This window comes from Streptomyces sp. NPDC001604, from assembly GCF_042893475.1.
Lineage (GTDB): Bacteria > Actinomycetota > Actinomycetes > Streptomycetales > Streptomycetaceae > Streptomyces.
The window spans coordinates 448,599-474,339 of the sequence record NZ_JBIAUY010000006.1; the positions used below are offsets into that span (position 1 = coordinate 448,599).

Below are 25,741 nucleotides of genomic sequence, written 5' to 3' on the forward strand. Positions count from 1 at the left end.
AGCGCCCCGTGGCCCGCACGACCGACTCCGATCTCGCCCCGCACGAACTGCGCGTTCTGGTGGCGGTCGCGGACACCGGTGGTTTCTCGGCCGCGGCCCGGGCACTGGGGCTCACGCAGTCCGCGGTGTCCCACTCGGTGCGCGGCAGCGAGCGGAAGATCGGTGCCGTGCTCTTCGACCGCGGCCGCGGCGGCGCCCGCCCCACCCCCGCCGGGGAGAGGGCCGTGGCGCACGCCCGCCGTGTCCTGCGGCTGCTGGACGTCCTGACCGCCGAGGCGCGCGGTGCGGCCCGGTCCGACGCGGCGGAGGGGCCGTTGCGGATCGCGGCCTTCCGCAGCGCGGCCCTCCATCTGCTGCCGCCCGTCCTCGAGCGGCTGCGCGCGCGGCACCCCGGGATCGATCCGCGGGTGCGGATCGTGCGCGAGGTGGGGCGCGGCACCGCGGGCGAAGTCGCCGACGGGAAGGCCGACCTCGCCATCGCCACGCTCGGCGGCTCCGTGCCGCTGCCGCCGGGTCTGGTCGCGAGCGGGCTTTTCGAGGAGCCGTACGCCCTGGTGCACGCGGCGGGACACACCGCCCCGCGTTCGTTGCCGCTGGTCGACTGGGCCGAGAACTGCGGCTCGTACACCCGCGACTGGTGGGCCGCACAGGACTGGATTCCGAAGGCGACCGTCGAGGCCGAGGACGACGGAGCGGTGCTCTCCTTGGTGAGCGGAGGCCACGGAATGGCGATCATGCCCGCGCTCTCGCTGGTCGGAGCACCGGACACGGTCGGGATCGCCGACCTCGGTCCCCGGCGTCCGACACGCCGGGTCGGCTATGTCACCACCTCCGAACTGGCCGGATCGGCCGCCGTGCGCGCCTGCGTGAGGGAACTACGGGCCACGGCCGTTCCTCTGCGACCCGTACTGCCGTGACGTCGAGGGCTGTCCCGGCCTGGTCGTCACGGACACGCCCGGCTGCACATCGACCACTCGCGAGGCCCTGCCCGCGAGCGCCGAGGTGGCCTTCACCTGAGCCGGAGGAGGACGGCCGTGTCGGGGCGGGGCAGGCAGACGGTGAGCTTTCCTTGCGCCGCGTTCCACTGCGCGGTGCCGTCAAAGGCGGTGGGATGGAGCACGGACGGCTGGAGCTGTGCGCCGCGCAGGTGCGGGATGGTGAGTTCGCGGCTCGTTTCCTCGACGGGGCCCCTGCGCCACACCGTGACGAACGTGGACTGCCGGCCGCGCAGGCCCTGGGCGATCCAGGTGTCGTCCCAGTCCGGCAGGCCGAGCGGCCAGAAGGGGTACGCCTCGGGGATCTCCGGCCGGATGTCCTTGTAGACGTCGAGCGCCGAGCGTACGAGGGCGGACTGGTCGGCGCTCATGCGGTCGAGGAAGCCTGAGAGGTGGATACGGCCGAGCAGTGCCCCGGCCAGGGTGAAGGCGATCTCGTCGAGGGTGTGGTGGGGCTGCGGGTAGGCCCACACGGCGGCCTGTTCGGGAGTCACGGCGGTGGCGGCCGCGGCGGCGATGGGCGGGTAGCGCAGCAGGTCCTGCTGGTCGCTGGTGGACTGCAGCTGGGCCACGGCCAGTTGGGCGTAGTCCATGCGCAGGCCGCCCGAGCCGCAGTTCTCCAGGACCAGGCCGGGGTGCCGGTCGAGGACGGCGGCCATCCAGTCGAGGTGGGCGCGGTGGTGCCCGAGCAGTCCGGCGCCCGGGCTCTCGACGCCGTTCTCCGTACCGGGGCCGATGTTGATGTTGTAGTCGAGCTTGAGGTAGCCGACACCCCATTCGCCGGCCAGCCGGTCCACGACCGCGTCGAGATGGGCGCGGGCCGCGGGGTGCCGCAGGTCCAGGTGGTGCCGGCCGTGTTCGGTGACGCGGATTCCGCCGCGCCGGAAGAACGCCTCGGGCGGGAGGGTGCGGGCCAACGGGCTGCGCACGCCGACGACTTCGGGTTCCAGCCACAGTCCCGGGGTCATGCCGTGCGCTCGGACGGCGTCCAGGACCTCCTCGATGCCGCCGGGGAAGCGCCCCCGGGCGGGCTCCCACGCGCCGACGGCGTCCCACCAGCCCTGGGCGTCGTCGTCGTACCACCCCGCGTCGACGACGAAGACCTCGGCGCCGGCCGCTCCCGCCGCCTCGATGAGCGGCATGAGCTTCTCGGTGGTGGGATCGCCCATGAGGGTGTTCATGTAGTCGTTGTAGATCACCGGGAGCGTGCGGTGGTCGGGGTGGTCGCGGCGCAGAGCGCGGCGGTGGTCGGTGAGCCGGCCGAAGGCGGCGTCCAGACCGCCCGTCTCGGTCCGGACCAGCTCGGCGGGGACGGTGTGGAACTCCTCGCCGGGCGCGAGGGTGTGGTGCCACTGGTGGTGGGCGTCGTCGGGGCCGAACAGGGCGACGTAGGCGGCACCTTCGCGTTCACCGCTCTCGAAGCGCCAGCCCGCGCTGGACTCGATCTGCCACAGCCAGGCGCGACCGTCCCGGTCGGTGAGTGCGCCGACCGGGAGATGGCGGCCGGTGGACCAACTGCCCTGCGAGGAGCGCGCGAAGCAGCCGCGCCCCTCGTGTCCGTGGGCGGACCGGCTGAGCGGGACGACCTGCTCCCGGAAGGCGGCCCGCTGCCAGCGGCATTCGGCGAGCCAGTCGTTGTCGGCCCAGTGCAGGGTCAGGCCCTCGGGGCCGCCGTCCGCGTCGGTGATGCCGCCGAGGGTCAGGGTGGTCACGCTCTCCAGCCGGAGCGGTGCGCCGCCCTCGTTGACCAGGCGCACCCGGGCCCGCAGAAATCCGGCGCCCGGAACGGTCTCCAGGACGACGTCGGCGGCCAGTTCGGTCACCGGGTCCGCCAGCCGGATCGTCGTACGCTCGCGGCTTGCGTCCTTTTCCGTCTCGTGGCCGCGGTAGGCCAGGCGGTCGCCGACGGCCGTCTCGACGAAGCGCTCGCCCGACCACAGGCGTCCGTGACCCGTCGCGGTGACCTCGACGAGGGGGACGAGGGCGGCCCAGTCCTGGTCGGGCGTGCCCAGTCTGACCGAGCCGGTTCCGTCCAGGAAGGCGTGCAGCCCGAGTTCCGGGTGCGACCAGAGGCGGGCTCTCCCCACTGTTGCGAGGTCAGCGGTCAACGCTCTCCCCTTCCAAGGCTCTTCCAGGCCGGTTCCGGGCACTCGGGCGGTCCGAACGAGGGACATTGCGTGTGTCAGCGGGGTGCGCCAGGACGCAGAGCGCCAAGGTGTCCGCCATGAAGAAGAAGATCATGCGCTTGTTCGCGCTGTCGACCGTCCTGACCTGCCTGCTCGGTGCCGCCTCCGGTGAGCCGAAGGAGGGGACGGAGTACTTCCGTCTCAAGCACCCGGTCAGCGGTGTGCCCGCGCGGGAGGTGGCGGAGCTGTTCTGGTACGACTGCCCGCACTCCTACGAGCTGGAGAAGCCGCTGGAGGACTGGGCGGCACGGCAGAGCCCCCCGGTGAAGGTGGTGCGGATCCCGGCCACCTGGGAGGACCAGCCCGACATGGTCGCCTACGCCCGCCTCTACTACACGCTGGACCGGCTCGGCCTCGCGGAGAAGGAGGCGATCCCGGTCTTCCAGGCCGTACGGGACGAGGGCAAGGACCTGACCACCGAGCGCACCGTCCTGAGATGGGCGGCCAGGCAGGGCCTCGACGTGGCTACGGTCAAGCACGCCTACACGTCCACGGAGGTCGACGACGCGGTCAAGGCCGCACCCGCGCTCCGTGAGCGCTACCAGGTGAACGAGATGCCCACCGTGGTCGTGGCCGGCCGCTACCGCACCACTCCGATGCTGCTGGGCAGCGCGGCCAAGACCATCTCGGTGCTGGACCACCTCTACCGCACCGCACCACGTCACTGAACAACCGCCCGGCAGACCGGAGTTCAGCGGTAGGCGAGCAGTCGGCGGCCGTCGCCGGTGAGGTGGGCGTGGTCGTTGAAGGTGAGGAGGCTGGTCCCTGAGCCGCCCACGACGAGGGTGGTGACGGAGGCGTTCACGACGACGCGGTTGAGGGCGACCACCGAGGCGGGCGGCAGCGACAGCAGGGTGCCGCAGAGCGCGGCGAGGACGCCGCCCGAGGTGATCAGGACCGCGTCGCGGCCCTGGCCGAGGGTCGTCGTCACCTCGGCCGGCGCCGCGGTCGCGCCGCCCGCGAACGCCGTCCAGCCGGTGGGGCCAGGTGGGCACCGCGCCGTCCACCTGTCTGGAGCGGATCCGGCTGCTGCGGGCAGCGCGGTGTGATACGCGGCTATCACGCCGAGGTCGCGCTGCCGGCGCTGAACCGGGGTGTGCAGGCGATGGTGGCGGCACCGGGTGCTGGACCCGCTGCTGCCGCCCTGAGTCACCAAGCCAGGTGCAGGCTCTCCGGTGACCGGTGGATCATCGTCGGCCGCATGGTGACCGGACGGTCGTCCGCCAGTCGCAACCCCGGCAGCCTGCTGGTCAGCTCCTCCAGGGTGAGGCGGAGTTGCTCGCGGGCCGGCTGGGATCCGGGGCAGCCGTGCACGCCGAGGCCGAAGGCCAGGTGGCGCTCCGGTCGGCGGGTGATGTCGAAGTCGTCGGGGCGGGGGTGCCGGGAGGGGTCCCGGTTGGCCGCGCCGAAGGCCACGAACAGCGTTGCGCCGGGCGGGAGTTCGGTACCGGCGAGGGTGACCGGGCCGGTGGTGACGCGGCGGAAGCCCTGCAAGGCGGTGTCATGGCGGGCGGCCTCCTCGACGGCCGCCGGGATCCTCTCGGGTTCGGCGCACAGCAGCTCCCACTGGCGGGGGTGCCGGAGCAGGTGCAGGACGGTCGTGCCGATGAGCGCGGTCGTCGTCAGATGCCCGGCGATCAGCAGGTTCTGGAGATGGGCGACGAGTTCGTGCCGGTGTTCCAGGGTGAGCTCGCCCTCGCCGACGACCGATGTGACGAGTTCCGTGCACAGGTCCTCGCGGGGCGCGGCGTGCCGCTCCCGTGCGTACCGGTCGAGGATGTGCTGCATCGCTACGACATCCTCGGCCGCGGCGATCTGCTCGTCCTCCGCCAGGGGACGGAACAGGAGTTCCTCGGCGCGATGGCCGCCGTGTACGACGGCGGGCACGTCGGCGGGGTCCAGGCCGACGATACGGCCGATGACCTCCCCGGGAAGCTTCCCGGCGTACGCCGACATCAGCTCGACGTGCCCGTCCTTCACGAACCCGTCCACCAGGGCGGCGGCCCGCTCGGCGGCGTACGGCAGTACGGCCGCGACGCGCGCCGGTGACAGCCCGCGGACGATCGGCGCCCGTAACCGCCGGTGGTCCGCGCCGTCGGCGGTGACGACGACGGGCCGCCCGCCGAACCCGCCGCCGAGGACGGCGAGTGCGGCGGGACCGGGCAGCACGTCGGGAGTCAGCGCGTTCGCGGACGAGAAGTCCTCGGGCCGGCGCAGGACTTCTCGTACGTCGGCGTCCCGGGCGACCAGCCAGGCGTCGAGCTCGGCGACGTAGGTCAGGCCCTGAGCACGTCGCGCCCGTTCGTAGTGCGGGTAGGGGTCGCGTTGCAACTCGTCGAGCCTGCCGCGCAGTTCACGGTCCACGGGACACCCTCCCGGCCGGTGGTGGTGCGGGGTCGGGCTCATCGTGCCGGACGGGTGTGCGAGTGCGGTAGAGGGCTTCCGCACTGCCCGCTCGGCCGGAGGTGGCGCCCGCCGCTGGGCCAAGTGCGTGACGCGCGGAGTGACACCCCTGTGAGCAGCCCGGATTCCCTACGATTCGTCACGTGGTCAACTTCCTCGTCCAACGCACGGCACCGCTCCCCCTCGACGAGGCGTGGCGCCGCCTGACCGAGTGGCCCCGGCACGGCGCAGTGGTCCCGCTGACCCGCGTCACGGTGACCACCCCCCCGCCGACACGCGAGGGCACGGTCGTCGTGGCCCGTTCGGGACTCGGGCCGCTCGCCTTCGACGACCGGATGGAGGTCACGGTCTGGCAGCCGCCGACGGACGACGCGCCCGGTCGGTGCCGGCTGGAGAAGCGCGGCCGGGTGGTGACGGGGTGGGCTGAGATCGAGGTGCGGCCGGGGCCCGGGGGCCGCAGCCGGGTGATCTGGCGGGAGGAGCTCGGCGTCCGGCTGCTGCCGGGCTTCTTCGACCCGCTCCTGCTGCGGGCGGCCCGGTACGTCTTCGGGCGGGCCGCGAACCGGCTCCTCAGGATGCCGTGATGCCCGCCGGCCGCGGCCACTGGGAGCACCACTTCGCGGCGGGCAACGGCTTCCACCGCCCCGACGCCCGCGAGATACGCCTGCTCGGCGAGGCGCTACGACCCCGCAACGGGGCCCGGGCCCTGGACGTCGGCTGCGGCCTGGGCATCTACGCCGCCGCACTCGCCGGCCTCGGCTACCGCACGCTGGCCGTCGACTGGGCCGATGCGGCGGTGGCGGCGACGCGGGACCGGTACGCGGACCTCGAGCCCCGGCTGGAGGTCGCCCGGCTGGACTTCGAGGACGCGACGGCGCGCCTGCCGCGTGCGGCCTTCGACCTGGTGACGATGCGGCTCGTCTTCGCGTTCATGGCGGACAAGGAGGCGGCCGCCGAGCGGGTGCGCGGACTGCTCGCGCCCGGCGGGGCGTGGGTGGTGACGACATCGCTGGCTCAGTGGCTGCCCGAGAGCCGGCGGCGCATCGGGCTGACGGCGGCCGAGGTCGGCGTCCTGACGGGCGGCTGGGGCCGGGGGCACTGGTACGACCTGGAGCCGGGCGCACTGCGCGTCTTCGTGCTGCGGGCACCGGACGGCTGAGCCTGTGACCTGCGGTGCCGTTTGGGCGGGCGGTGTCGGTCCTGCAAGAGTGGGCGCCATGACGGAAGTTGACGGCACGGTGAAGGTGGACGAGGTCGAGGAGCTGGCGGCGGACGGTCTGCGCTGGCTGCTCGCGGCGGCACGGGAGACGGAAGGCGGCGGCCTCGGCTGGACGTCCGTCCCCTCGGACGACGAGCTCGACCCGGCGTTCTACGGTGGTACGGCGGGTGTGGTGCCGGTCCTCCTGGAGGCGCGCCGGCACTTCGGTGACGACTCCTACGGCGAGGCGGCCCTGCGCGCTGCCCGCAGCCTGGCCGCGGCCGTCACCGAAGTCGACGACGACTCCCTGTACTTCGGCCGCACCGGAATCGCCCTCGCGCTGCGGGCCGTCCACGACGAGCTCGGCGACAGCACTGCCGAAGCCGCCGCGGACCGGGCCCTGCACCTGGTGCGGTCGCGCTTCGACGGGACCCGCTGGGGCGAGCTGTTCGAGCTGATGGGCGGCAACGCGGGGATCGGGCTCGGCGCCTGGGAGCTGGGCGATGTCGAGTTGGCCGTACTTGCCCTGGAGCCCTATCTGCGCACGGCGGAGAAGACCGCGGCGGGCGTGCGGTGGGCGCACCGCCCGGACCGGGAGTCACGTCTGAACCACATCTCGCACGGCACCCTCGGCATCGTCGCCGCGCTGGCCCGGGTGGGCCGGGCGGCCGGCCGCGCGGACTTCGTGGAGGCGGCACTGGCCGGTGCCGCGGACGTCGTGTCCCGCGACGAGGCCGGCCCGGACGGCTTCCTCGTCCCGCACTCGGACCCGCTGTACCGCCCCGACGTGGTGCAGCGCATCAGTTACGGGTGGTGCCACGGCCCGGCGGGCGACGCCCAGGTCTTCCGGCTGCTGCGGGACGTCACCGCCGACCCGGCCTGGGCGTCCCTCGCCGACCGCTGCTGGCACACCGTGACGCGCTCCGGGATTCCCGAGGCGCTGCGCCCCGGATTCTGGGACAACAACGGCCGCTGCTGCGGTACGGCCGGTGTGCTCGCCCTGGCCTGCGACCGGATGGCCGAGCAGGACGACGGCGCCGGCTTCGCGCATGTCCTCGTCGCGGACCTCGCCGCCCGCGCGACCCGGGACGGCGACGGCACGCGCTGGTCGAACGTCGAGCACCGGGCCACCCCGAGCGCCCTCGAACCCCGCGCCGATGGGCGATGGGCAACGCGGGCATCGTGCGGGAACTGCTGCGCTTCGTACGGCTCAGCCGCGGCGGCGACCCGGCGTACGCCTTCGGCTGGCCGGACCAACCCGCTGTGCGCCGGGCGGGCTGAGGCGGTCGCGTGCCGCTCAGGCCACCGATCCGATCCGCCCCGTCGGCACGGACGCCGTGTCGCGGTGGATCGGCGTGTGTGCCCCGGTGAGCGAAACCCCGCTGCCGCCGCGTCGGTTGGCGACGATCTCGGAGGCGATCGACAGGGCCGTCTCCTCCGGGGTACGGGCTCCGAGGTCCAGGCCGATCGGGGAGCGGAGACGGGCCAGCTCCAGCTCGGTGACGCCGACCCGGCGAAGGCGTTCGTTGCGGTCGAGGTGGGTGCGGCGGGAGCCCATCGCGCCGACGTAGGCCACCGGGAGACGCAACGCCAGCTGCAGCAGCGGGATGTCGAACTTGGCGTCGTGGGTGAGGACGCACAGGACGGTGCGGGCGTCCACGGACGTCCGTTCGAGGTACGTGTGGGGCCACTCGACGACGATCTCGTCCGCCTCCGGGAAGCGGGTCCTGGTCGCGAAGACGGGGCGGGCGTCGCACACCGTCACGTGGTAGTTCAGGAACTTGCCGATCCGCACCAGTGCGGACGCGAAGTCGATGGCGCCGAACACGATCATCCGGGGCGGGGGGACGGAGGACTCCACCAGGACCGTGAGCGGGGCTCCGCAGCGTGAGCCCTGCTCACCGATCTCCAGGGTGCCGGTCCGCCCGGCGTCCAGGAAGGCCGCCGCCTCCCCGAGCACCGTGCGGTCCAGTTCCGGGTGGGCGCCGAAGCCGCCCTCGTGGGAGCCGTCGGGGCGCACCAGGAGCGCCCGGCCCTGCAGTTCGGCCGGTCCCGACACGATCCGCGCCACCGCCGCCGCCTCCCCACGGGCGGCGGCGGCCAGCGCGGACGCGACCACCGGGCGGGCGGGATCACCGGCCCGTACCGGCGTGACGAGGATGTCGATGATGCCGCCGCAGGTCAGGCCTACTGCGAAGGCGTCCTCGTCGCTGTACCCGAAGCGCTCCAGGACGGTTTCGCCGTCCTCCAGCGCCTGCCCGCACAGGTCGTACACGGCGCCCTCCACACAGCCGCCGGAGACCGAGCCGATCGCCGTGCCGTCGGCGTCCACCGCGAGGGCGGCACCCGGCTGGCGGGGTGCGCTGCCGCCGACGGCCACCACGGTGGCCACGGCGAAGTCACGTCCCTGCTCGACCCACCGGTTGAGCTCCTCGGCGATGTCCAGCATCTCTCGGTCTCCTAACGGGGTTGGTGTGGAGGGTCATTCAAGAGCGTCTAGTGGACGCCCATCCAGCTCTCGATCGGATTGAGGGCGAAGTACACCAGGAAGACGGCCGTCAGGCCCCACATGAACGCACCGATCTCCCGCACCTTGCCCTGGGCGAGCTTGATGGCGACGTAGGAGATGACTCCGGCCGCGACGCCCGCCGTGATGGAGTACGTGAACGGCATGATCACGACGGTCAGGAAGACCGGGATGGCGGTGGCGCGGTCGGCCCAGTCCACATGGCGTGCGTTCATCATCATCATGGCGCCGATGACCACCAGGGCCGCGGCCGCGACCTCGCCGGGGACGATCGCCGTGAGCGGGGTGAAGAAGAGGCAGGCCGCGAAGAACAGGCCGGTGACGACGGAGGACAGGCCCGTACGGGCGCCTTCGCCGACGCCGGTCGCGGACTCGACGAACACGGTCTGGCCGGAGGCGCCCGCGAAGCCGCCGATCGCGCCGCCCGCGCCGTCGATGAACAGCGCCTTGGACAGGCCCGGCATCCGGCCCTGCTCGTCGGCCAGCTTGGCCTCGGTGCCGACGCCGATGATGGTGGCCATCGCGTCGAAGAAGCCGGCGAGGACGAGCGTGAACACGATCATGCCCACCGTCATCGCGCCGACGCTGCCCCAGCCGCCGAACTCGACCTTCCCGAAGATCGAGAAGTCCGGCATGGAGACCGCGCTGCCGTGCAGTTCGGGAGCGCCGCTCGCCCACTGCTTGGGGTCGATGACACCAAGTGCGTTGAGCAGTACGGCGACCGCGGTGCCGCCGACGATGCCGATCAGGATCGCGCCGGGGACGGCCCGCGCCTGGAGCATGAAGATGACGAGGAGGGTGGCTGCGAACAACAGGACGGGCCAGCCCGCGAGTTCACCCGCCGGGCCCAGCGACACCGGGGTCGCCTTGCCCTGGTGCACGAAGCCCGCCTTGACCAGGCCGATCAGGGCGACGAACAGGCCGATGCCCATGGTGATCGCGTGCTTGAGCGCGAGCGGAATCGCGTTCATGATCATCTCGCGCAGGCCGGTGACGACCAGCAGCATGATGACCACGCCGTACATCACGCACATGCCCATGGCCTGCGGCCAGGTCATGTGGGGCGCGACCTGCGAAGAAAGCACACCGGAGACGGAGAGGCCGGCGGCGAGGGCGAGCGGCACCTTGCCGAAGAAGCCCATCAGCAGCGTGGTGAAGGCCGCCGCGAACGCGGTCGCGGTGATGAGGGCCTTCTGGCCGAGCGTGTCCCCCGCCGCGTCCTTGCCGGAGAGGATCAGGGGGTTGAGCAGGAGGATGTACGCCATCGCCATGAAGGTGGTGATGCCGCCGCGCACCTCACGCGCGACCGTGGATCCTCGCTTGGATATGTGAAAGTACCGGTCGAGCCACGACCTGCCGGCGGAGATACGGGTTCCTTCACCCGCATCGTCGGCGATGGTCGACGGCTCCAGTGACTGCTGGGTCATGTGGGCCTACTCCCAAGGTTCACAGGGGCACCCGCGGTGGTTCTCAAGGGTTCGCGGGATTTGGGAAGGTGCTTCGGCCGCACGACCCGGGGGACGGCCCGAGACGAACGAACTCTCTGGTACTGACGGTGGTGCTGTGGTGCTTCAAGTGCCGCGAGCGGTGCGGTGCTTGAGTACTCCGGGCGGCGCGGCGAAGTGTGACGTTCCCGGCGCCGCCCGGAGAGACGGTGCCTACGCCGTTCCGGTGAGGTGCTCCGGACGTACCGGCGTGCGGTTGAGCTCCAGCCCGGTCGCGTTCCGGATCGCCGCGAGGACGGCCGGGGTCGAGGACAGGGTGGGTGCCTCGCCGATGCCCCGCAGCCCGTACGGGGCGTGGTCGTCGGCGAGTTCCAGCACGTCGACCGGGATGATCGGGGTGTCGAGGATGGTCGGCAGCAGGTAGTCCGTGAAGGACGGGTTCCTGACCTTCGCGGTCTTGGGGTCGACGATGATCTCCTCCATCACCGCGATGCCCATGCCCTGGAGGGTGCCGCCCTGGATCTGGCCGAGGACGGACAGCGGGTTGAGCGCCTTGCCGACGTCCTGGGCGCAGGCCAGCTCGATGACCTTGACCAGGCCGAGCTCGGTGTCGACCTCGACGACGGCGCGGTGCGCGGCGAAGGAGTACTGGACGTGGCCGTTGCCCTGGCCGGTGCGCAGGTCGAAGGGCTCGGTGGGGCGGTGCCGCCACTCGGCCTCGACCTCGACGGTCTCGCCTTCGAGGACGTCCGCCAGGTCGGCGAGGACCTCCCCGCCGTCGGTGACGACCTTGCCGCCCTCCAGGAGCAGCTCCGCCGTCGCCCAGGCCGGGTGGTAGGTGCCGAACTTGCGGCGCCCGATCTCCAGGACCTTCTCGCGCACCAGCTCGCAGGAGTTCTTGACGGCGCCACCGGTGACGTACGTCTGCCGCGAGGCGGACGTCGAACCGGCCGAACCGACCTGCGTGTCCGCCGGCTGGATCGTCACCTGCGAGACGCCCAGCTCGGTGCGGGCGATCTGCGCGTGGACGGTGACACCGCCCTGGCCGACCTCCGCCATCGCCGTGTGCACGGTGGCGACCGGCTCGCCGCCGACGACCTCCATGCGGACCTTGGCCGTCGAGTAGTCGTCGAAGCCCTCGGAGAAGCCGACGTTCTTGATGCCGACCGCGTAGCCGACACCGCGTACGACGCCCTCGCCGTGGGTGGTGTTGGACAGACCGCCGGGCAGCTGCCGTACGTCGGGGCCCTCGCTGGACTCCCACTGGCGCTCCGGCGGCATCGGCATCGCCTTGACGCGGCGCAGGAGTTCGGCGACCGGGGCCGGGGAGTCGACCGGCTGCCCGGTCGGCATGATCGTGCCCTGCTCCATCGCGTTGAGCTGACGGAACTCCACCCGGTCCATGCCCACCTTGTCGGCGAGCTTGTCCATCTGCGCCTCGTAGGCAAAGCACGCCTGGACCGCGCCGAAGCCGCGCATGGCGCCGCAGGGCGGGTTGTTGGTGTAGAGGGCGATGGCCTCGATGTCGACGTCGTCGATGACGTACGGGCCGACGGACAGCGAGGAGGCGTTGCCGACGACGGCCGGGGAGGCGGAGGCGTAGGCGCCGCCGTCCAGGACGATCCGGCACTTCATGTGGGTGAGCTTGCCGTCCTTGGTCGCCCCGTGCTCGTAGTAGAGCTTGGCGGGGTGGCGGTGGACGTGCCCGAAGAAGGACTCGAAGCGGTTGTAGACGATCTTGACGGGCTTGCCGGTGCGCAGCGCGAGCAGGCAGGCGTGGATCTGCATCGACAGGTCCTCGCGGCCGCCGAACGCGCCGCCGACCCCGGCGAGCGTCATCCGGACCTTGTCCTCGGGCAGGCCCAGGACCGGGGCGATCTGGCGCAGGTCGGAGTGGAGCCACTGGGTGGCGATGTAGAGGTCGACGCCACCGTCCTCGGCGGGGACCGCGAGGCCGGACTCCGGGCCGAGGAAGGCCTGGTCCTGCATGCCGAAGGTGTACTCGCCCTTGACGATGAAGTCGGCCTTCTTGGCGGCCTCTTCGGCGTTGCCGCGCACGATCGGCTGGCGGTGCACGATGTTCGGGTGCGGCACGTGGCCGATGTGGTGGTCGTCGCGGTTCTCGTGGATGAGGATCGCGTCCGGCGCGGTCGCGGAGGCCTCGTCGGTGATGACCGGGAGCTCGCGGTAGTCGACCTTGATCTTGGCGGCCGCGCGGCGGGCGGTCTCCGGGTGGTCGGCGGCGACGATGGCGACCGGCTCGCCGTGGTGGCGTACCTTGCCGTGCGCGAGGACCGGGGTGTCCTGGATCTCCAGGCCGTAGTTCTTCACGTCGGTCGGCAGGTCGTCGTACGTCATGACGGCGTAGACGCCCGGGGTCTTCAGCGCCTCGCTGGTGTCGATCGAGACGATCTCCGCGTGCGCGACGGTGGAGCGCAGGATCTGGCCCCAGAGCATGTCCTCGTGCCACATGTCGGACGAGTACGCGAACTCGCCGGTGACCTTGAGGGTGCCGTCCGGGCGGAGTGTGGACTCACCGATGCCGCCCTTGGTCTTCGAACCCTGGGTGACCTTGGTGGGAGTGCCGATGGGAGCACCGTTGGTGGGCATCGTCAGACCGCCTCTCCCTGCCGGGCGGCCGCCAGACGGACCGCGTCCATGATCTTCTCGTAGCCCGTGCAGCGGCACAGGTTGCCCGACAGGGCCTCCCGGATGTCCGCGTCGCTCGGGTTCGGGTTGCGCTCGAGCATCTCGTCGGCGGCGACCAGCAGACCCGGAGTGCAGAAGCCGCACTGGACGGCGCCGGCGTCGATGAACGCCTGCTGGATCGGGGAGAGTTCGGTGCCCTCACCGGTCTGCGAGTCCTGCCCCTTGGCGGCCCACGTCTGAGCATCCTGCAACGACGTACCGCAGGCACCGGTTGCACAACCGCCGTGCTCCGCACGCTGCTTGGCGAAGTCCGCCAGCCCCTCGACGGTGACGACCTCCCGGCCCTCGACCTGACCGGCGGCGACCAGGCAGGCACACACCGGCACGCCGTCCAGGCGCACCGTGCAGGACCCGCACTCGCCCTGCTCGCAGGCGTTCTTGGAACCGGGCAGACCCAGGCGCTCCCTCAGCACGTACAGCAGGGACTCGCCCTCCCAGACGTCGTCGGCTTCCTGCGGACGTCCGTTGACGGTGAAGTTGACGCGCATCACGCAGCTCCCTCGGTGGTGCGGCGGGCGCCGCGGTACGACTCCCAGGTCCAGGTCAGCGTGCGGCGCGCCATGACGCCCACCGCGTGCCGGCGGTAGCTCGCCGTGCCCCGCACGTCGTCGATCGGGTTGCAGGCACCGGAGCACAGCTCCGCGAACTGCTTGGCGACCGACGGGGTGATGATCTTTCCGTTGTCCCAGAAGCCGCCCTCTTCGAGCGCCGCGTTCAGGAACTCCTCCGCGGCCTTCGCCCGGACGGGAGTGGGCGCCGCGGAACCGATGCCCGTACGGACGGTGCGCGACGACGGGTGCAGGGCGAGGCCGAAGGCGCACACGGCGATGACCATTGCGTTGCGCGTGCCGACCTTCGAGTACTGCTGCGGGCCGTCGGCCTTCTTGATGTGCACGCTCTTGATGAGCTCGTCGGCGGCGAGCGCGTTGCGCTTCACCCCGGTGTAGAACTCGTCGATGGGGATCAGCCGGGTGCCGCGCACCGACTCGACCTCGACCTCGGCGCCCGCCGCGAGCAGCGCGGGGTGGGCGTCGCCGGCCGGGGAGGCGGTGCCGAGGTTGCCGCCGACGCCGCCGCGGTTGCGGATCTGCGGAGAGGCGACGGTGTGCGAGGCGAGGGCGAGACCCGGCAGCTCGGCGCGGAGGCTCTCCATGATCTTCGAGTACGGGACGGAGGCGCCGAGCCGCACGCTGTCCTCGCCGACCTCCCACTCGTAGAGGTCGCCGATGCGGTTCAGGTCGAGCAGGTACTCGGGCCGGCGGTGGTCGAAGTTGATCTCGACCATCACATCGGTGCCGCCCGCAATGGGCACAGCGGTGGGGTGCTCAGCCTTGGCGGCGAGCGCCTCCTCCCAGCTGGCGGGGCGAAGGAAGTCCATGACCGGCTCTCTTCTTCGTCTCGTGGGTCGTACGGATCAAGCCAGATCTGGTGCGGCGGGCCCGGCTTGTTCATGTGCTGTTTACGCGGAGTGGAGCCAGTACACAGCGCCGTGCTCCACCCAGGTCAGTCACGGAAACCATGAAGGAGTTGGCTGGCCAGGCCGGGCATCTTGTAGATTCGTATGAACGGAGGTCATCAGTAACCTCTTCGTTTTCCTGTAGAAACGCAGGAAACAGCCTGGCAATCAAAGGATGCGCCGTGCGCACCGGTCGCCGGGCTCCTCCCACCGACCATCCTCACGACTCATCGTAGATTTCGAGACAAAGAACGGCGGCGACGAGAATGCGGCTGCGCGCACTGCTGGACACCGACGCGCTGGGCCTGCGGCTGCTCGGCGGCGAGGACGAGCTGGACCGCACCGTGCGCGGTGTGATGACCACCGACCTCAGGGATCCCAGCCGCTACCTCTCGGGCGGGGAACTGGTCCTCACGGGGCTGGCCTGGCGCCGCGACGCCGACGACTCCGAGGCGTTCGTACGGATCCTGGCGCAGGCCGGAGTGGTCGCACTGGCCGCCGGCGAGGCGGAGCTCGGGGACATCCCCGACGACCTGGTGGTGGCCTGCGCCCGGCACCGCCTGCCGCTGTTCGCGGTGCACGAGTCGGTGGCCTTCGCGACGATCACCGAGCACGTCGTACGGCAGGTGTCCGGGGAGCGCGCCGGGGACCTCGCGGCCGTGGTCGACCGGCACCGGCGGATGATGACCTCCGGCCCTGCGGGCGGCGGCCCCGACGTGGTCCTCGACCTGCTCGGCTCCGACCTGGACCTGCGGGCCTGGGTGCTGTCCCCCACCGGCCGGCTGATCGCGGGCCCGAAGGTCGCCGGCCCCGGGCTGCCCGCCGAGACCTGCGCCGAGCTGGCCGCCGAGCACCTCGCCGCCGCCCGCACGGGCCGCCGCGGACCCCACCGGGTGACGCTCGGCGCGGCCACCTACAGCCTCTTCCCGATCCGCAGCTCGGGGCACCGCCCGGCGGCGGGGGGCGGGCGCTCGGCGCAGGCCTCCCGGGACGTGCGCGAGACGGTCCTGTCGGACTGGCTGCTGGCCGTCGAGGCGGACGCCGGGGACTGGCCCGCCGAGCGCCTTGACCTGCTCCAAGGGGTCACGCAGCTGATCTCGGTCGAGCGGGACCGCCGGGACGCGGCGCGCACGGTGCGCAGACGCCTGGCGCAGGAGGTCCTGGAGCTGGTGCAGACGGGTGCCGCCCCCGCCGAGATCGCCGCCCGGCTGCGGGTGGCCGCGCCGGTGCTGCTGCCCGGCCTCGGGGCCGCCCCGCACTGGCAGGTGGTGGTGGCCCGGGTCGAGTGGGAGGGCGGCGACATCGAGGCGGGGCCGGTCGCCCAGTCGCTCCTGGAGGAGATCCTCGTCGACCCGCTCGCCACGGGCCCGGAGCCCTCCGACCGCATCGCCGTGGCGCACACGGGCGACGAGGCGATCGCCCTCGTACCCCTGCCCGCCGTCTCCATCGAGCACGACGGCTCGGAGTCCGGCATCGTCGCGGATGCGCTCCTGGAGTCCGTACGGGACCCGCTGTCGGCCGGTCTGGACGGCGACGGGCAGGTCACGCTGGGCGTCAGCGCGGCCGTGCACTCGGCGGAGGGGCTGCGCGGGGCGCTGGAGGAGGCGCGGCACGCCCGGCGGGTGGCGGCTGCGCGGCCCGGGCGGGTGTGCGCGGCGGGCCACCAGGAGCTGGCCTCGCACGTGCTGCTGCTCCCGTTCGTCCCGGACGACGTGCGGCGGGCGTTCACCGCGCGGCTGCTGGATCCGTTGCGGGACTACGACCGCCGGCACCGCGCCGAGCTGATCCCCACCCTGGAGGCGTTCCTGGACTGCGACGGCTCCTGGACGCGCTGCGCGACCCGGCTGCACCTGCACGTCAACACGCTGCGCTACCGGGTCGGGCGGATCGAGCAGTTGACGAGCCGTGACCTGTCGCGGCTTGAGGACAAGCTGGATTTCTTCCTGGCGTTGCGCATGAGCTGAGCGGACGGGGCGGGTGGCTGCGTCGCCGTTCCCGCCCCATGCGGTGTTCCACGACTCTGCCACCTGCTCGGCCGTGAACAGCGGGGCGCTGACCGGCAGTTCACGCCTCGTCGCGCTCATCGACGTCACGCGCCCCAGGCGGCGCGGGCCGGCAAACCGGTTCGTGTCTTCGAGGGCCCACTGACCGGCCGCGCGAGTCTAGCGCAAGTGAAATCTTTCACACACCCTCTTGGCCCCGCCGCGGAATCCGTGCTGAGATGCCGCCACCACTCATAGCTCGATGGCGTGCTCGGGGAGGGCAACGTGGCGCATACCGCCATGTCTGGTAACGGAACGACCGCCGGTGACGATCCCCTCCAGACCGCGGTATGGCGGCTGCGCTCACGCGCCTGCTGGGCCGACGCGGCGGCCCTGCTCGAGCCCCGCACCGCGGACGCGGCGCTGCAGCGGGCAGCGCTGCTGGTCGAACGGTGTCTGTACACCGAACAGGGCTGGCAGGAGGCCGAGGACGCACTGCGTACGGCCGAGGCGCTGGCCCACACCGACGAGGAGCGGGGCGCGGCCGCTTGTGAACGCGGGTACTTGGCGTATGCCGCGACGCTGCTGGGGGTCCGGGACCGGGCCGACGAGGCGCGCGCCGCGCTCGGACGGACGGCGGCGCTGATCCCTCCGGGGGCGGCGGGGCGAGCCCTGCTGGACTTCCGGCGCGGGCTGGTGGCGCAGAACCTCGCCGACGCGCCCCAGGCGGCGCGGGCCGCGTTCCGCCGCGCCCACGCGGGGGCGACCGCGCACGGCGATCTCCTGCTGCTGTCCTTCACCTGGCGGCATCTGGCGGGACTCGCGCTGCGGGAGGGGGAGTTGGCGGAGGCGCGGCACGGGTTCGCCGAGTCTCTGCGGATCCGTGAGGAGCTGGGGTATCTCGTCGGTACGGCGCCGGCGCTGGTGTCTCTTGCCGACGCGGAGGTGGAGCCCGAGGCGTCGCGCCTGCGGGAGGAGGCCCGGCGGCTGTTCCAGTTGCTCGGGGGTGTCCCGACGTGGCTGGCGCGGCAGTTGGCGCCGCCTGCGGCGGGGGCGGCCACCGCGTGAGAGCCGCCGCGGCCGAGAGGCCACTCAGAGGAACCTGAGAGGTTGCTGTGCCAGGGTGACGCGCCCGACCCCCTGGAGGAGCGCCCGATGAGCCTCGTCAACGGCTTGCCCGCACATGTCCTGCTGGTCCATTTCGTCGTGGTACTGGTGCCGCTGACCGCCCTGGCCCTGGTCGTGTGCGCCGTGTGGCCGCCCGCCGCCCGCCGCATGGGCCTCGTACTGCCGGTGCTGGCCCTGGCCACCCTGGCGAGCGTGCCGCTGACCACGGGGGCCGGCGAGTGGCTGGAGAAGCACGTGGGCAGCAACGCCCTCGTACGGCGGCACGCGGAACTCGGCGACGGGCTGCTCCCCTGGGCCCTGGGCCTGTTCGTCCTGGCGGCGGCGGTCTGGTGGACGACCCGCCGGTCACCGTCGCAGCAGGACGGCGCCCGTTCCGGCTCCGTCATCCGGATCGCGGCCGCCGTCCTGTCCGTCGCGGTGGCGGCGGGCGCCGTCGTCGACGTCTACCGCATCGGCGACTCCGGCGCGAAGGCGGCCTGGCAGGACGGCTACTCGAAGACGGAGACCGGCTCGGCCGAGGGCAACGGCTGAGCCCGGTCGGCGCCCTGGCGGGCCGTACGGGGGTTCCGGTCGGCGGGGACCCCTCCACGGATCATGCGTCCCGCACCGCTCAGGACACCCCCGCGAAGTGTTCTCCCACCAGTGCCCGCACCACGTCGAGATCCCGTGCGATCAGCGCGTCCAGCAGGGTGGTGTGTTCGGTCGCGTCCGCCAGGAGCGCGGCGTGGCTCCGGGAGGACGGGCTGCCGACCAGGGGCCACTGGGCCCGGCGGTGGAGGTCGTCGGCGATCTGGACGAGTTGTTCGTTGCCGGACAGGGCGAACAGGGCGCGGTGGAAGGTGCGGTCGGACTCGGCATAGGTCGCGCGGCAGCCGGAGGCCGCGGCGCGGAGGGTCGCCTCGGCGAGGGGGCGCAGTGCGGTCCAGCGCTCGGCGGGCACCGTGCGGGCCAGGCGGAGCATCACGGGGATCTCGATCAGTGCACGGACCTCGGCCAGCTCGGCCAGTTCACGGGCACCCCGCTCGACCACCCGGAAGCCACGGTTGGGGACGACCTCGACCGCGCCCTCCAGGGCGAGCTGCTGCATGGCCTCGCGCACCGGCGTCGCGGAGACCCCGAACCGCTCCCCCAGCGCGGGCGCCGAGTACACCTCGCCCGGCGTCAGCTCGCCCGCGACCAGCGCGGTGCGCAGCGCGTCGAGGATCTGCCCGCGTACGGAGGCCCGCTGGACCGGGCGGGGCCGGGGAATCGGCGCTTCACTGTGCGTGTGCTCGCCCCGCGTGCCCCCCGCCTCGGCGCCCCGCTCCCGGTCCACGTCCTGAGCCCTGGACTGCGGCGGCACCCGGGGCACCCCACCGGTCCGGGCCTCAGGAACCCCCGTGTCGGCGGAGCCGTGGGTGCTCTGCTGCACGGGTCCTCCTCCGGACGTGTCGGTACTTGCGGTCATTACGGCTGGTTGTTACTCGTCCGTCAAGCACCTTAGGCGCAGTTGTCATCAGTTCAAATCCCATTCAGTTTAGGCAAGGGTAGGCTTACCTTCTCAACCGTCATGCAACCGTCATGAATCGCAGCCCTCTCACGCCCGCGCCCCACTCGGCACTCAGCGCCGCCTACGCCCGCCTGAACAGGACCTTTCCCGGGCCGGCCGCCCTGGAGGCGGGCGTCGACGAGCAGGTTCCGACGGTCAGCGGACGGGCCTCCGCCGCCTCACTCGCTGAGGGCGGCGTCGATCTCGACACATTTCCGGCACAGGACACCACACATGCACTGCGCGACCACGGAGTGTGCGCCCGACCCGACGCCGTCGCGAGCTTCGGGCCGCGGACTGCGGCGGTACGGGCGGGCACTGCGGGGCGATAGAGCCCCTCCCGAGGCCGGGCTCCGGTACGTCGCCCAGCTGCTCGGCGAAAAGCAGCGGGCCGCACGCGAGCCGGAGGCGCCGCCGCCAGGGGACTACCGGCAAGCTGTCGGCCGTCGCCGCGAGTTGAGGCACCCTCAGGCTCAGCGGCCGTCGACCGTCCCGTAAGATCAGCTCGAACAAGGCGCCCGCCCGGGTTACAGGCAATTCACAACTTCCTCACTTGCCGCAGGAACTTTCCGTGGAACCATCCGTACGGGTAGTCTTATTCGAACTCAACTCCCGCCCCTCAAGCGGCAGTTCGAGCAGAACGCCGCCCTGGGCATCCCCTTGCACTTCCTTGGCGGCCTCTTGCCCCGAAACCCCCTGAGGGCCGGTGGGATTGGGCCACTATGGCGGGCGTTACGCCCTATCCCAATGCAAGGGACCCCAGATGAGACTGACCGACATATCGCTGGACTGGCTGCTTCCGGGCGCCGTACTGCTCCTGGGCATGCTGGCGGCGGTGGCGGTGCTCGCGCGCAGCAAGCGCTCCGGGGAGCACGCGAAGACGGACGATTCGTGGGAGCGCAGCGAGGAGCGCCGCCGGCGCAAGGAGGCCATATATGGCACCGCCTCCTATGTCCTGCTGTTCTGCTGTGCGGCGGTCGCCGCAGCCCTCTCCTTCCACGGCCTGGTCGGCTTCGGCCAGCAGAACCTCGGCCTGACCAACGGCTGGGAGTACCTGGTGCCGTTCGGCCTGGACGGCGCGGCCATGTTCTGTTCCGTGCTCGCGGTGCGCGAGGCCAGCCACGGTGACGCGGCCCTCGGCTCCCGGATACTCGTGTGGACGTTCGCGGGCGCCGCGGCCTGGTTCAACTGGGTGCACGCGCCCCGGGGCATCGGTCACGACGGTGCGCCCCAGTTCTTCTCCGGCATGTCCCTGTCTGCGGCCGTCCTCTTCGACCGCGCCCTGAAGCAGACCCGCCGGGCCGCACTGCGCGAGCAGGGCCTGGTGCCGCGCCCGCTGCCGCAGATCCGCATCGTCCGCTGGCTGCGGGCCCCCCGCGAGACCTACAAGGCCTGGTCGCTGATGCTCCTGGAGGGCGTGCGCAGCCTGGACGAGGCGGTCGACGAGGTGCGCGAGGACAAGCGGCAGAAGGAGGAGAACCGGCTGCGCCGCCGCGAGGCGGACCGCCTGGAGCGCGCCCAGCTCAAGGCCATCAGCCGGGGCCACCGCGGGTTCATCGGCCGCGGCGGCGGACGCCAGGTGGAGCCCCAGGCCCTGGAGCGAGCCTCCGCCTCGGTCTCCGCGGAGCCTGCCATATCCAGCGCGGAACCGCTGCCCGTACGCTCACGGCCGTCCCTGCAGCCCGTCCGCAAGGCCGGCTCTGAACCGGTGACCGTCGACCTCACCGCGGAGGACGACACCATGGCCCTGCCGCGCCTCGACTCCCTGGAGCGCAAGCTCAAGGACCTCGAGCAGCAGTTCGGCTAGTACGGCCGTACACGGGAAGGGGGGCGCGGCCTGTGGGCCGCGCCCCCCTTCCCGTGCTACGCCGGTCCGGCGTCGAGTTCGAACCACACCACCTTCCCCACCCCGTGCGCCCGTACCCCCCACGCGTCCGCGAGGGACTGCACCAGGACCAGGCCTCTGCCGTGCGTGCCGTCGTCGGCGTTCGGTACGCGCAGTCTGGGCCTGCGACCCACGAAGTCCCTCACCTCCACCCGCAGTCCACGGGGCCCGAGGGTGGCGGTCAGGACCGCGTCGTGGTCGGTGTGGATGAGTGCGTTGGTGACGAGTTCGCTGGTGAGCAGCTCCGCTATCTCCGAGCAACTGGGCCTGCCCCACTGCCGTAGCAGCTCGCGGAGCGCCCGGCGTGCCTCGGGCACCGCCTTCAGGTCCGCCCGGCCCAGTCTCTGCCGCAGCTTCCGTATCTGGGACGGCTGCGCCTGGTCCGCGTCGCCGTCGTTCTCTTCCTCCGTCTTCGCCGAGAAGGCCCCGATCGCCATGGGACCGCCCCCTCGTGCCTGCCTCTTCATGACCCCCGCCCGCGTGCCGATATCGGTCCCCTCCTTGTCGAACACGTTCACGGGATCCATGCCCCACTGGGCACGCGGCAGTCATGTTCATCCTCGGACGGCCAGGTGTTCGGCCACGGATGCTGCGGTTCCGGCCGGACGGAGGGACCCTGTGGAGCGAGGCACCACAGCCGTCCGAGCGCCGAGGGAGCCGCCGTGCACGACGACCGAACGCTGGTGGAGGCGCGCCTGGAGCGCGCCATGGGACAGTTCGTGCGGCCCGCGCAGTACGCGGAGCGTGTGCCGCTGGTGCTGTCCGTGTGGCATGTGCCCGGTGAACCGGTGCCGGTGGACCAGGCACTGCAGGCCGGCTACGAGACCTTCACAACCGGAACGGCCTGGGGAAAGCCCTGGTCGACGAGTTGGTTCCGGTTGACGGGCCGGGTCCCCGAGGAGTGGGCCGGGCGCCGCGTGGAGGCGGTGATCGACCCCGGGTTCACCGGCGACGGCCCCGGTTTCCAGGCCGAGGGACTGCTCTACGACGCCGCGGGCGTGCCTCTGAAGGGCATTCACCCGCGCAACCGTCACCTCGCCGTCGGCTCCCCGGCGAGCGGAGGCGAACCGGTGCATCTGCTTCTGGAGGCGGCCGCCAATCCGGCCGTGCTGCACGGCTTTTCACCTACGCACCTGGGGGACGTCCTGACCGCCGGGGACCGGCTCATCTACAGATTCCGCTCTGCCGACCTCGCCGTACTCGACGAAGCCGTGTGGCAGTTGGTGCTGGATGTCGAGGTGCTTTCGGAACTGATGCACGAGCTGCCGATGGACCGGCCCCGGCGGCACGAGATCCTGCGCGCCCTGGAGGACATGCTCGACGCCCTCGATCTGCACGACGTCTCCGGTACGGCGGCCGCCGCCCGGGCCGCGCTCACCGACGTGCTGTCCCGACCGGCCTCGGCGAGCGCGCACCGGATCTCCGCGACCGGGCACGCACACATCGACTCGGCCTGGCTGTGGCCGCTGCGCGAGACGGTCCGCAAGGCCTCGCGCACCTTCGCCAACGTCACCGCACTCGCCGCCGACTACCCCGAGCTGGTGTTCTCCTGCTCGCAGGCCCAGCAGTACGCCTGGGTGAAGGAGCACCAGCCGCACATCTGGCAGCGGATCAAGAAGGCGGTGGCGGGCGGCAACTGGGCTCCCGTCGGGTCCATGTGGGTGGAGTCGGACGCCAACATGCCCGGCGGTGAGGCGCTGGCACGACAGATCGTGCACGGAAAGCGGTTCTTCGCCGAAGAACTGGGCGTGGAGACACAGGAGATCTGGCTGCCGGACTCCTTCGGCTACACCGCGGCCTTCCCCCAGCTCGCAAAACTGGCCGGAATCCGATGGTTCCTCACCCAGAAACTCAGCTGGAACCAGTCGAACAAGATGCCCCATCACACCTTCTGGTGGGAAGGCATCGACGGCACCCGCGTCTTCACGCACTTCCCACCCGTCGACACCTACAACTCGCAGTTTCACGGCAGCGAACTCGCCCGCGCGGAACGCAACTTCGCCGAGAAGGGCCGCGCAACCCGCTCGCTGGTGCCGTTCGGCTGGGGCGACGGGGGCGGCGGCCCGACCCGCGAAATGCTGGAGAAGGCCCGCCGGCTGCGTTCCCTGGAGGGCTCACCGCGGGTCGAGGTCGAGAGGCCGTCCGCGTTCTTCGCGGCCGCCGAGCAGGAGTACGGGCCCGCGGCCCCGGTGTGGTCGGGCGAGCTGTACCTGGAGCTGCACCGGGCCACCTACACCACTCAGGCGAAGACCAAGCAGGGCAACCGGCGCTCGGAACACGCCCTGCGGGAGGCCGAGCTGTGGTGCACCACGGCGGCCCTACGCGATCCGTCGTACGCCTACCCGTACGACGACCTGGACCGGCTGTGGAAGACGGTGCTGCTGCACCAGTTCCACGACATCCTGCCCGGGTCCTCGATCGCCTGGGTGCACCGGGAGGCACGGGATACGTATGCGCGGGTGCTGGCGGAGCTGGAGGAGCTCACGGCGGCGGCCGTGGAGGCACTGGGGACGGGCGGGCCGGTGGTGCTCAACGCCTCGCCGTACGAGCGGACCGAGATCGCCGGGGGCGTGCTGGTGACCGCGCCCGGGCTGGGCAGTGCGCCGGTCGCCGGCGCGGCGGGTGAGGTCGTCCGGGCCGAGGAGGACGACGGCTCGTACGTACTGGAGAACTCACGGCTCCGGGTCACCGTGGACGCACGGGGCTTGCTGTCCTCGGTCCGCGATCCGGCCGCCGACCGCGAGGTGCTGTGCGGCCCCGGCAACCTCCTCCAGCTGCATCCCGACCACCCCAACGCCTGGGACGCCTGGGACATCGACCGGCACTACCGGCGCCGGCACACCGACCTGACGGACGCCGAGTCCGTGGAACTGGTGGAGGACGGGCCGCTGACGGCGGCGGTACGGGTGACGCGGACCTTCGGGAAGTCACGCATCACCCAGGAGATCCGCCTCGCGGCCGGTGCCCGGCGCCTCGACATCGTCACGGACGTCGACTGGCAGGAGTCCGAGAAGGTGCTGAAGGCCGCCTTCCCGATCGACGTGCACGCCGAACGCTCCACCGCGGAGATCCAGTTCGGGCACATCCACCGTCCCACCCACACCAACACGTCCTGGGACGCGGCCCGCTTCGAGATCTGCGCGCACCGCTGGCTCAGGGTCGCGGAGGAGGGCTACGGCGTGGCGGTCCTCAACGACTCGACGTACGGCCACGACGTGACCCGTACCCCGCACGAGGGCGGCCTCGGCACGACCGTGCGCCTGACGCTGCTGCGCGCCCCGCACAGCCCCGACCCGGAGACCGACCTGGGCACGCACCGCTTCACCTACGCGCTGCTGCCGGGCGCGGACGTCGGGCAGGCGGTCGCCGAAGGGCTCGCGCTGAACCTGCCGCTGCGGGTGGCGCAGGCGCCGGTCCTGGAGCCGCTGGTCCGCGTCGACCATCCGGCCGTGACCGTCGAGTCGGTGAAGCTCGCGGAGGACCGCAGCGGCGATGTGGTGGTACGGCTGTACGAGTCCCGGGGCGGACGGGCGCGGGCCACGCTGACGCCCGGCTTCCCGGTGGGCCGGGCCGAGGTGACGGACCTGCTGGAACGGCCGCAGCACGAAAGCGACTTGAGCTTCGAGCTGCGGCCGTTCCAGATCCTCACCGTGCGGCTGCGACCGGAGTGACTACTTGGCCGCTGCGCCCTTCTCCCCGATGTGGAAGATCTGGCGGCTGTCGCGGGCCATGTCCACCACCAGCTTGGTGGTGTGGTTCCGGCTCCAGGTGAGGGTGACGATGGCCTCCGTGCGGTTCGCGGTGCTGCCGTTGTCGGTGACCTTCCAGGCGAGCGGGACGTTCTGGGCGCGCAGGACGCCGTCGGCGTGCTCCCGGTCCTCCCAGGCCGCCAGTTCCTTCTGGAAGGCAGGTGTCAGGTAGTGGGCGCGCAGTGCGTCGCCGAGGTTGCCGCTGTCCTCGTCGGTCACCGCGTCGATGTAGGCGCCGTAGAAGTCGGCGATCCGGCTGATGTTGTCGGCCGGCTTTCCGCTGACGCTGTGCGCGGCGCCGGCGGAGGCCTGGGCGGTGGCGCCGAGACCGAGGGCCACGGCGAGAAGGCCGGCGGTGAGGACGGTGCGGGTCTTGCTGCTCATGTTCGGTTCCCCGTTTCGAGTGGTTCAGTTGATCGAGCGGTCGAATGGTCGAGCTGTGCTGTGGGCCGCCCTCCCGTCCCCCGAGGCGAGAGGGCGGCCCTGGTCCGTCTGGGCATGGGTGTGCCCCGTGAACGAGTGCATGGGTGTCGGTCGTCGCCCGGAGCCG

Annotated in this window: 21 protein-coding genes and 1 pseudogene; 11 read left to right on the forward strand and 11 right to left on the reverse strand. The window is 72.0% G+C overall.

What is annotated here, in order from left to right:
* Positions 1–8 precede the first annotated feature (8 nt).
* On the forward strand, positions 9–917 hold the full coding sequence (locus tag ACFY1E_RS20445; RefSeq protein ID WP_389077735.1) for a LysR family transcriptional regulator: 909 nt from the start codon (positions 9–11) through the stop codon (positions 915–917).
* 92 nt (positions 918–1,009) lie between these two features.
* Here the strand turns inward: ACFY1E_RS20445 and ACFY1E_RS20450 are convergent, their stop codons facing one another.
* Positions 1,010–3,169: an alpha-galactosidase gene (locus ACFY1E_RS20450; protein WP_389077737.1), complete on the reverse strand. Its 2,160-nt coding sequence runs from the start codon at positions 3,167–3,169 to the stop codon at positions 1,010–1,012.
* A 50-nt stretch (positions 3,170–3,219) separates the two neighbouring features.
* Here ACFY1E_RS20450 and ACFY1E_RS20455 point away from each other — a divergent pair, with 50 nt between their 5' ends.
* Entirely contained in the window at positions 3,220–3,849 is a 630-nt protein-coding gene (locus ACFY1E_RS20455; RefSeq protein WP_389077739.1) for a thiol:disulfide interchange protein DsbA/DsbL, read from the forward strand.
* 23 nt (positions 3,850–3,872) lie between these two features.
* On the opposite strand, the gene ACFY1E_RS20460 is transcribed toward ACFY1E_RS20455, so the two are convergent.
* On the reverse strand, positions 3,873–4,337 hold the full coding sequence (locus tag ACFY1E_RS20460; RefSeq protein ID WP_389077741.1) for a hypothetical protein: 465 nt from the start codon (positions 4,335–4,337) through the stop codon (positions 3,873–3,875).
* Positions 4,331–5,545, reverse strand: a complete 1,215-nt coding sequence (locus tag ACFY1E_RS20465) for a cytochrome P450 (protein WP_389077744.1) — start codon at positions 5,543–5,545, stop codon at positions 4,331–4,333. The genes ACFY1E_RS20460 and ACFY1E_RS20465 overlap by 7 nt, the downstream gene beginning before the upstream one ends.
* Positions 5,546–5,727: 182 nt before the next feature.
* Between ACFY1E_RS20465 and ACFY1E_RS20470 the strand changes: the two genes are divergently transcribed.
* The 3 genes and pseudogenes from ACFY1E_RS20470 to ACFY1E_RS20480 form a co-directional block, all read left to right on the forward strand.
* Positions 5,728–6,168 (forward strand): SRPBCC family protein, encoded by a 441-nt coding sequence (locus tag ACFY1E_RS20470; protein WP_389077746.1) that lies wholly within the window; start codon positions 5,728–5,730, stop codon positions 6,166–6,168.
* Complete coding sequence (locus ACFY1E_RS20475) at positions 6,168–6,743, forward strand: class I SAM-dependent methyltransferase (protein WP_389077749.1); 576 nt, start codon at positions 6,168–6,170, stop codon at positions 6,741–6,743. The genes ACFY1E_RS20470 and ACFY1E_RS20475 overlap by 1 nt, the downstream gene beginning before the upstream one ends.
* A 58-nt stretch (positions 6,744–6,801) precedes the next feature.
* Positions 6,802–7,752, forward strand: a pseudogene (locus ACFY1E_RS20480) (lanthionine synthetase LanC family protein); the annotation flags it as partial.
* 327 nt (positions 7,753–8,079) lie between these two features.
* On the opposite strand, the gene ACFY1E_RS20485 reads toward ACFY1E_RS20480, so the two are convergent.
* The 5 genes from ACFY1E_RS20485 to ACFY1E_RS20505 form a co-directional block, all read right to left on the reverse strand.
* A complete protein-coding gene (locus ACFY1E_RS20485) occupies positions 8,080–9,231 on the reverse strand; it encodes an XdhC family protein (protein WP_389077751.1) in 1,152 nt (383 codons plus the stop codon).
* A 47-nt stretch (positions 9,232–9,278) separates the two neighbouring features.
* On the reverse strand, positions 9,279–10,736 hold the full coding sequence (locus ACFY1E_RS20490; protein WP_389077753.1) for an NCS2 family permease: 1,458 nt from the start codon (positions 10,734–10,736) through the stop codon (positions 9,279–9,281).
* A 231-nt stretch (positions 10,737–10,967) separates the two neighbouring features.
* A complete protein-coding gene (locus ACFY1E_RS20495) occupies positions 10,968–13,364 on the reverse strand; it encodes a xanthine dehydrogenase family protein molybdopterin-binding subunit (RefSeq protein WP_389077755.1) in 2,397 nt (798 codons plus the stop codon).
* Positions 13,365–13,366: 2 nt separating this feature from the next.
* Positions 13,367–13,951, reverse strand: a complete 585-nt coding sequence (locus tag ACFY1E_RS20500) for a (2Fe-2S)-binding protein (RefSeq protein WP_389077758.1) — start codon at positions 13,949–13,951, stop codon at positions 13,367–13,369.
* Positions 13,951–14,841 carry an FAD binding domain-containing protein gene (locus ACFY1E_RS20505; RefSeq protein WP_389077760.1) on the reverse strand — a complete coding sequence of 297 codons (891 nt, stop codon included), beginning with the start codon at positions 14,839–14,841 and terminating at the stop codon, positions 13,951–13,953. Before ACFY1E_RS20505 ends, ACFY1E_RS20500 begins: the two co-directional genes overlap by 1 nt.
* A 344-nt stretch (positions 14,842–15,185) precedes the next feature.
* Here ACFY1E_RS20505 and ACFY1E_RS20510 point away from each other — a divergent pair, with 344 nt between their 5' ends.
* From ACFY1E_RS20510 to ACFY1E_RS20520, 3 genes are all read left to right on the forward strand, one after another.
* Positions 15,186–16,883 (forward strand): PucR family transcriptional regulator, encoded by a 1,698-nt coding sequence (locus ACFY1E_RS20510; RefSeq protein ID WP_389077763.1) that lies wholly within the window; start codon positions 15,186–15,188, stop codon positions 16,881–16,883.
* Between the two features lie 303 nt (positions 16,884–17,186).
* On the forward strand, positions 17,187–17,969 hold the full coding sequence (locus ACFY1E_RS20515; protein ID WP_389077764.1) for a hypothetical protein: 783 nt from the start codon (positions 17,187–17,189) through the stop codon (positions 17,967–17,969).
* Between the two features lie 87 nt (positions 17,970–18,056).
* Positions 18,057–18,560, forward strand: coding sequence for a DUF2231 domain-containing protein (locus ACFY1E_RS20520; protein ID WP_389077766.1), 504 nt, complete (start codon positions 18,057–18,059; stop codon positions 18,558–18,560).
* Between the two features lie 79 nt (positions 18,561–18,639).
* Here ACFY1E_RS20520 and ACFY1E_RS20525 read toward each other — a convergent pair whose 3' ends face one another.
* Complete coding sequence (locus tag ACFY1E_RS20525) at positions 18,640–19,440, reverse strand: GntR family transcriptional regulator (protein WP_389077769.1); 801 nt, start codon at positions 19,438–19,440, stop codon at positions 18,640–18,642.
* Positions 19,441–19,589: 149 nt separating this feature from the next.
* Here ACFY1E_RS20525 and ACFY1E_RS20530 point away from each other — a divergent pair, with 149 nt between their 5' ends.
* On the forward strand, positions 19,590–19,889 hold the full coding sequence (locus ACFY1E_RS20530) for a hypothetical protein (protein ID WP_389077771.1): 300 nt from the start codon (positions 19,590–19,592) through the stop codon (positions 19,887–19,889).
* Positions 19,890–20,320: 431 nt separating this feature from the next.
* Positions 20,321–21,364 (forward strand): DUF2637 domain-containing protein, encoded by a 1,044-nt coding sequence (locus ACFY1E_RS20535; protein ID WP_099932109.1) that lies wholly within the window; start codon positions 20,321–20,323, stop codon positions 21,362–21,364.
* 56 nt (positions 21,365–21,420) lie between these two features.
* Here ACFY1E_RS20535 and ACFY1E_RS20540 read toward each other — a convergent pair whose 3' ends face one another.
* The gene (locus tag ACFY1E_RS20540) at positions 21,421–21,879 is read right to left on the reverse strand and encodes an ATP-binding protein (protein WP_389077773.1); all 459 of its coding nucleotides are present in this window, start codon (positions 21,877–21,879) and stop codon (positions 21,421–21,423) included.
* A gap of 225 nt (positions 21,880–22,104) precedes the next feature.
* Here ACFY1E_RS20540 and ACFY1E_RS20545 point away from each other — a divergent pair, with 225 nt between their 5' ends.
* Complete coding sequence (locus ACFY1E_RS20545; RefSeq protein WP_389077775.1) at positions 22,105–25,113, forward strand: alpha-mannosidase; 3,009 nt, start codon at positions 22,105–22,107, stop codon at positions 25,111–25,113.
* Here the strand turns inward: ACFY1E_RS20545 and ACFY1E_RS20550 are convergent, their stop codons facing one another.
* The gene (locus tag ACFY1E_RS20550; RefSeq protein ID WP_389077777.1) at positions 25,114–25,575 is read right to left on the reverse strand and encodes a hypothetical protein; all 462 of its coding nucleotides are present in this window, start codon (positions 25,573–25,575) and stop codon (positions 25,114–25,116) included.
* Positions 25,576–25,741: the final 166 nt, after the last annotated feature.

What these genes read in the sequence shown, in the direction of transcription:
- ACFY1E_RS20455 (WP_389077739.1), top strand. Translation starts at nt 3,220, where the DNA reads ATGAAGAAGAAGATCATGCGCTTGTTCGCGCTGTCGACCGTCCTGACC.
- ACFY1E_RS20485 (WP_389077751.1), bottom strand. Translation starts at nt 9,231, where the DNA reads ATGCTGGACATCGCCGAGGAGCTCAACCGGTGGGTCGAGCAGGGACGT.
- ACFY1E_RS20475 (WP_389077749.1), top strand. Translation starts at nt 6,168, where the DNA reads ATGCCCGCCGGCCGCGGCCACTGGGAGCACCACTTCGCGGCGGGCAAC.
- ACFY1E_RS20450 (WP_389077737.1), bottom strand. Translation starts at nt 3,169, where the DNA reads ATGTCCCTCGTTCGGACCGCCCGAGTGCCCGGAACCGGCCTGGAAGAG.
- ACFY1E_RS20540 (WP_389077773.1), bottom strand. Translation starts at nt 21,879, where the DNA reads ATGGCGATCGGGGCCTTCTCGGCGAAGACGGAGGAAGAGAACGACGGC.
- ACFY1E_RS20550 (WP_389077777.1), bottom strand. Translation starts at nt 25,575, where the DNA reads ATGAGCAGCAAGACCCGCACCGTCCTCACCGCCGGCCTTCTCGCCGTG.
- ACFY1E_RS20495 (WP_389077755.1), bottom strand. Translation starts at nt 13,364, where the DNA reads ATGCCCACCAACGGTGCTCCCATCGGCACTCCCACCAAGGTCACCCAG.
- ACFY1E_RS20520 (WP_389077766.1), top strand. Translation starts at nt 18,057, where the DNA reads ATGAGCCTCGTCAACGGCTTGCCCGCACATGTCCTGCTGGTCCATTTC.
- ACFY1E_RS20500 (WP_389077758.1), bottom strand. Translation starts at nt 13,951, where the DNA reads ATGCGCGTCAACTTCACCGTCAACGGACGTCCGCAGGAAGCCGACGAC.
- ACFY1E_RS20490 (WP_389077753.1), bottom strand. Translation starts at nt 10,736, where the DNA reads ATGACCCAGCAGTCACTGGAGCCGTCGACCATCGCCGACGATGCGGGT.
- ACFY1E_RS20510 (WP_389077763.1), top strand. Translation starts at nt 15,186, where the DNA reads ATGCGGCTGCGCGCACTGCTGGACACCGACGCGCTGGGCCTGCGGCTG.
- ACFY1E_RS20535 (WP_099932109.1), top strand. Translation starts at nt 20,321, where the DNA reads ATGAGACTGACCGACATATCGCTGGACTGGCTGCTTCCGGGCGCCGTA.
- ACFY1E_RS20530 (WP_389077771.1), top strand. Translation starts at nt 19,590, where the DNA reads ATGAATCGCAGCCCTCTCACGCCCGCGCCCCACTCGGCACTCAGCGCC.
- ACFY1E_RS20505 (WP_389077760.1), bottom strand. Translation starts at nt 14,841, where the DNA reads ATGGACTTCCTTCGCCCCGCCAGCTGGGAGGAGGCGCTCGCCGCCAAG.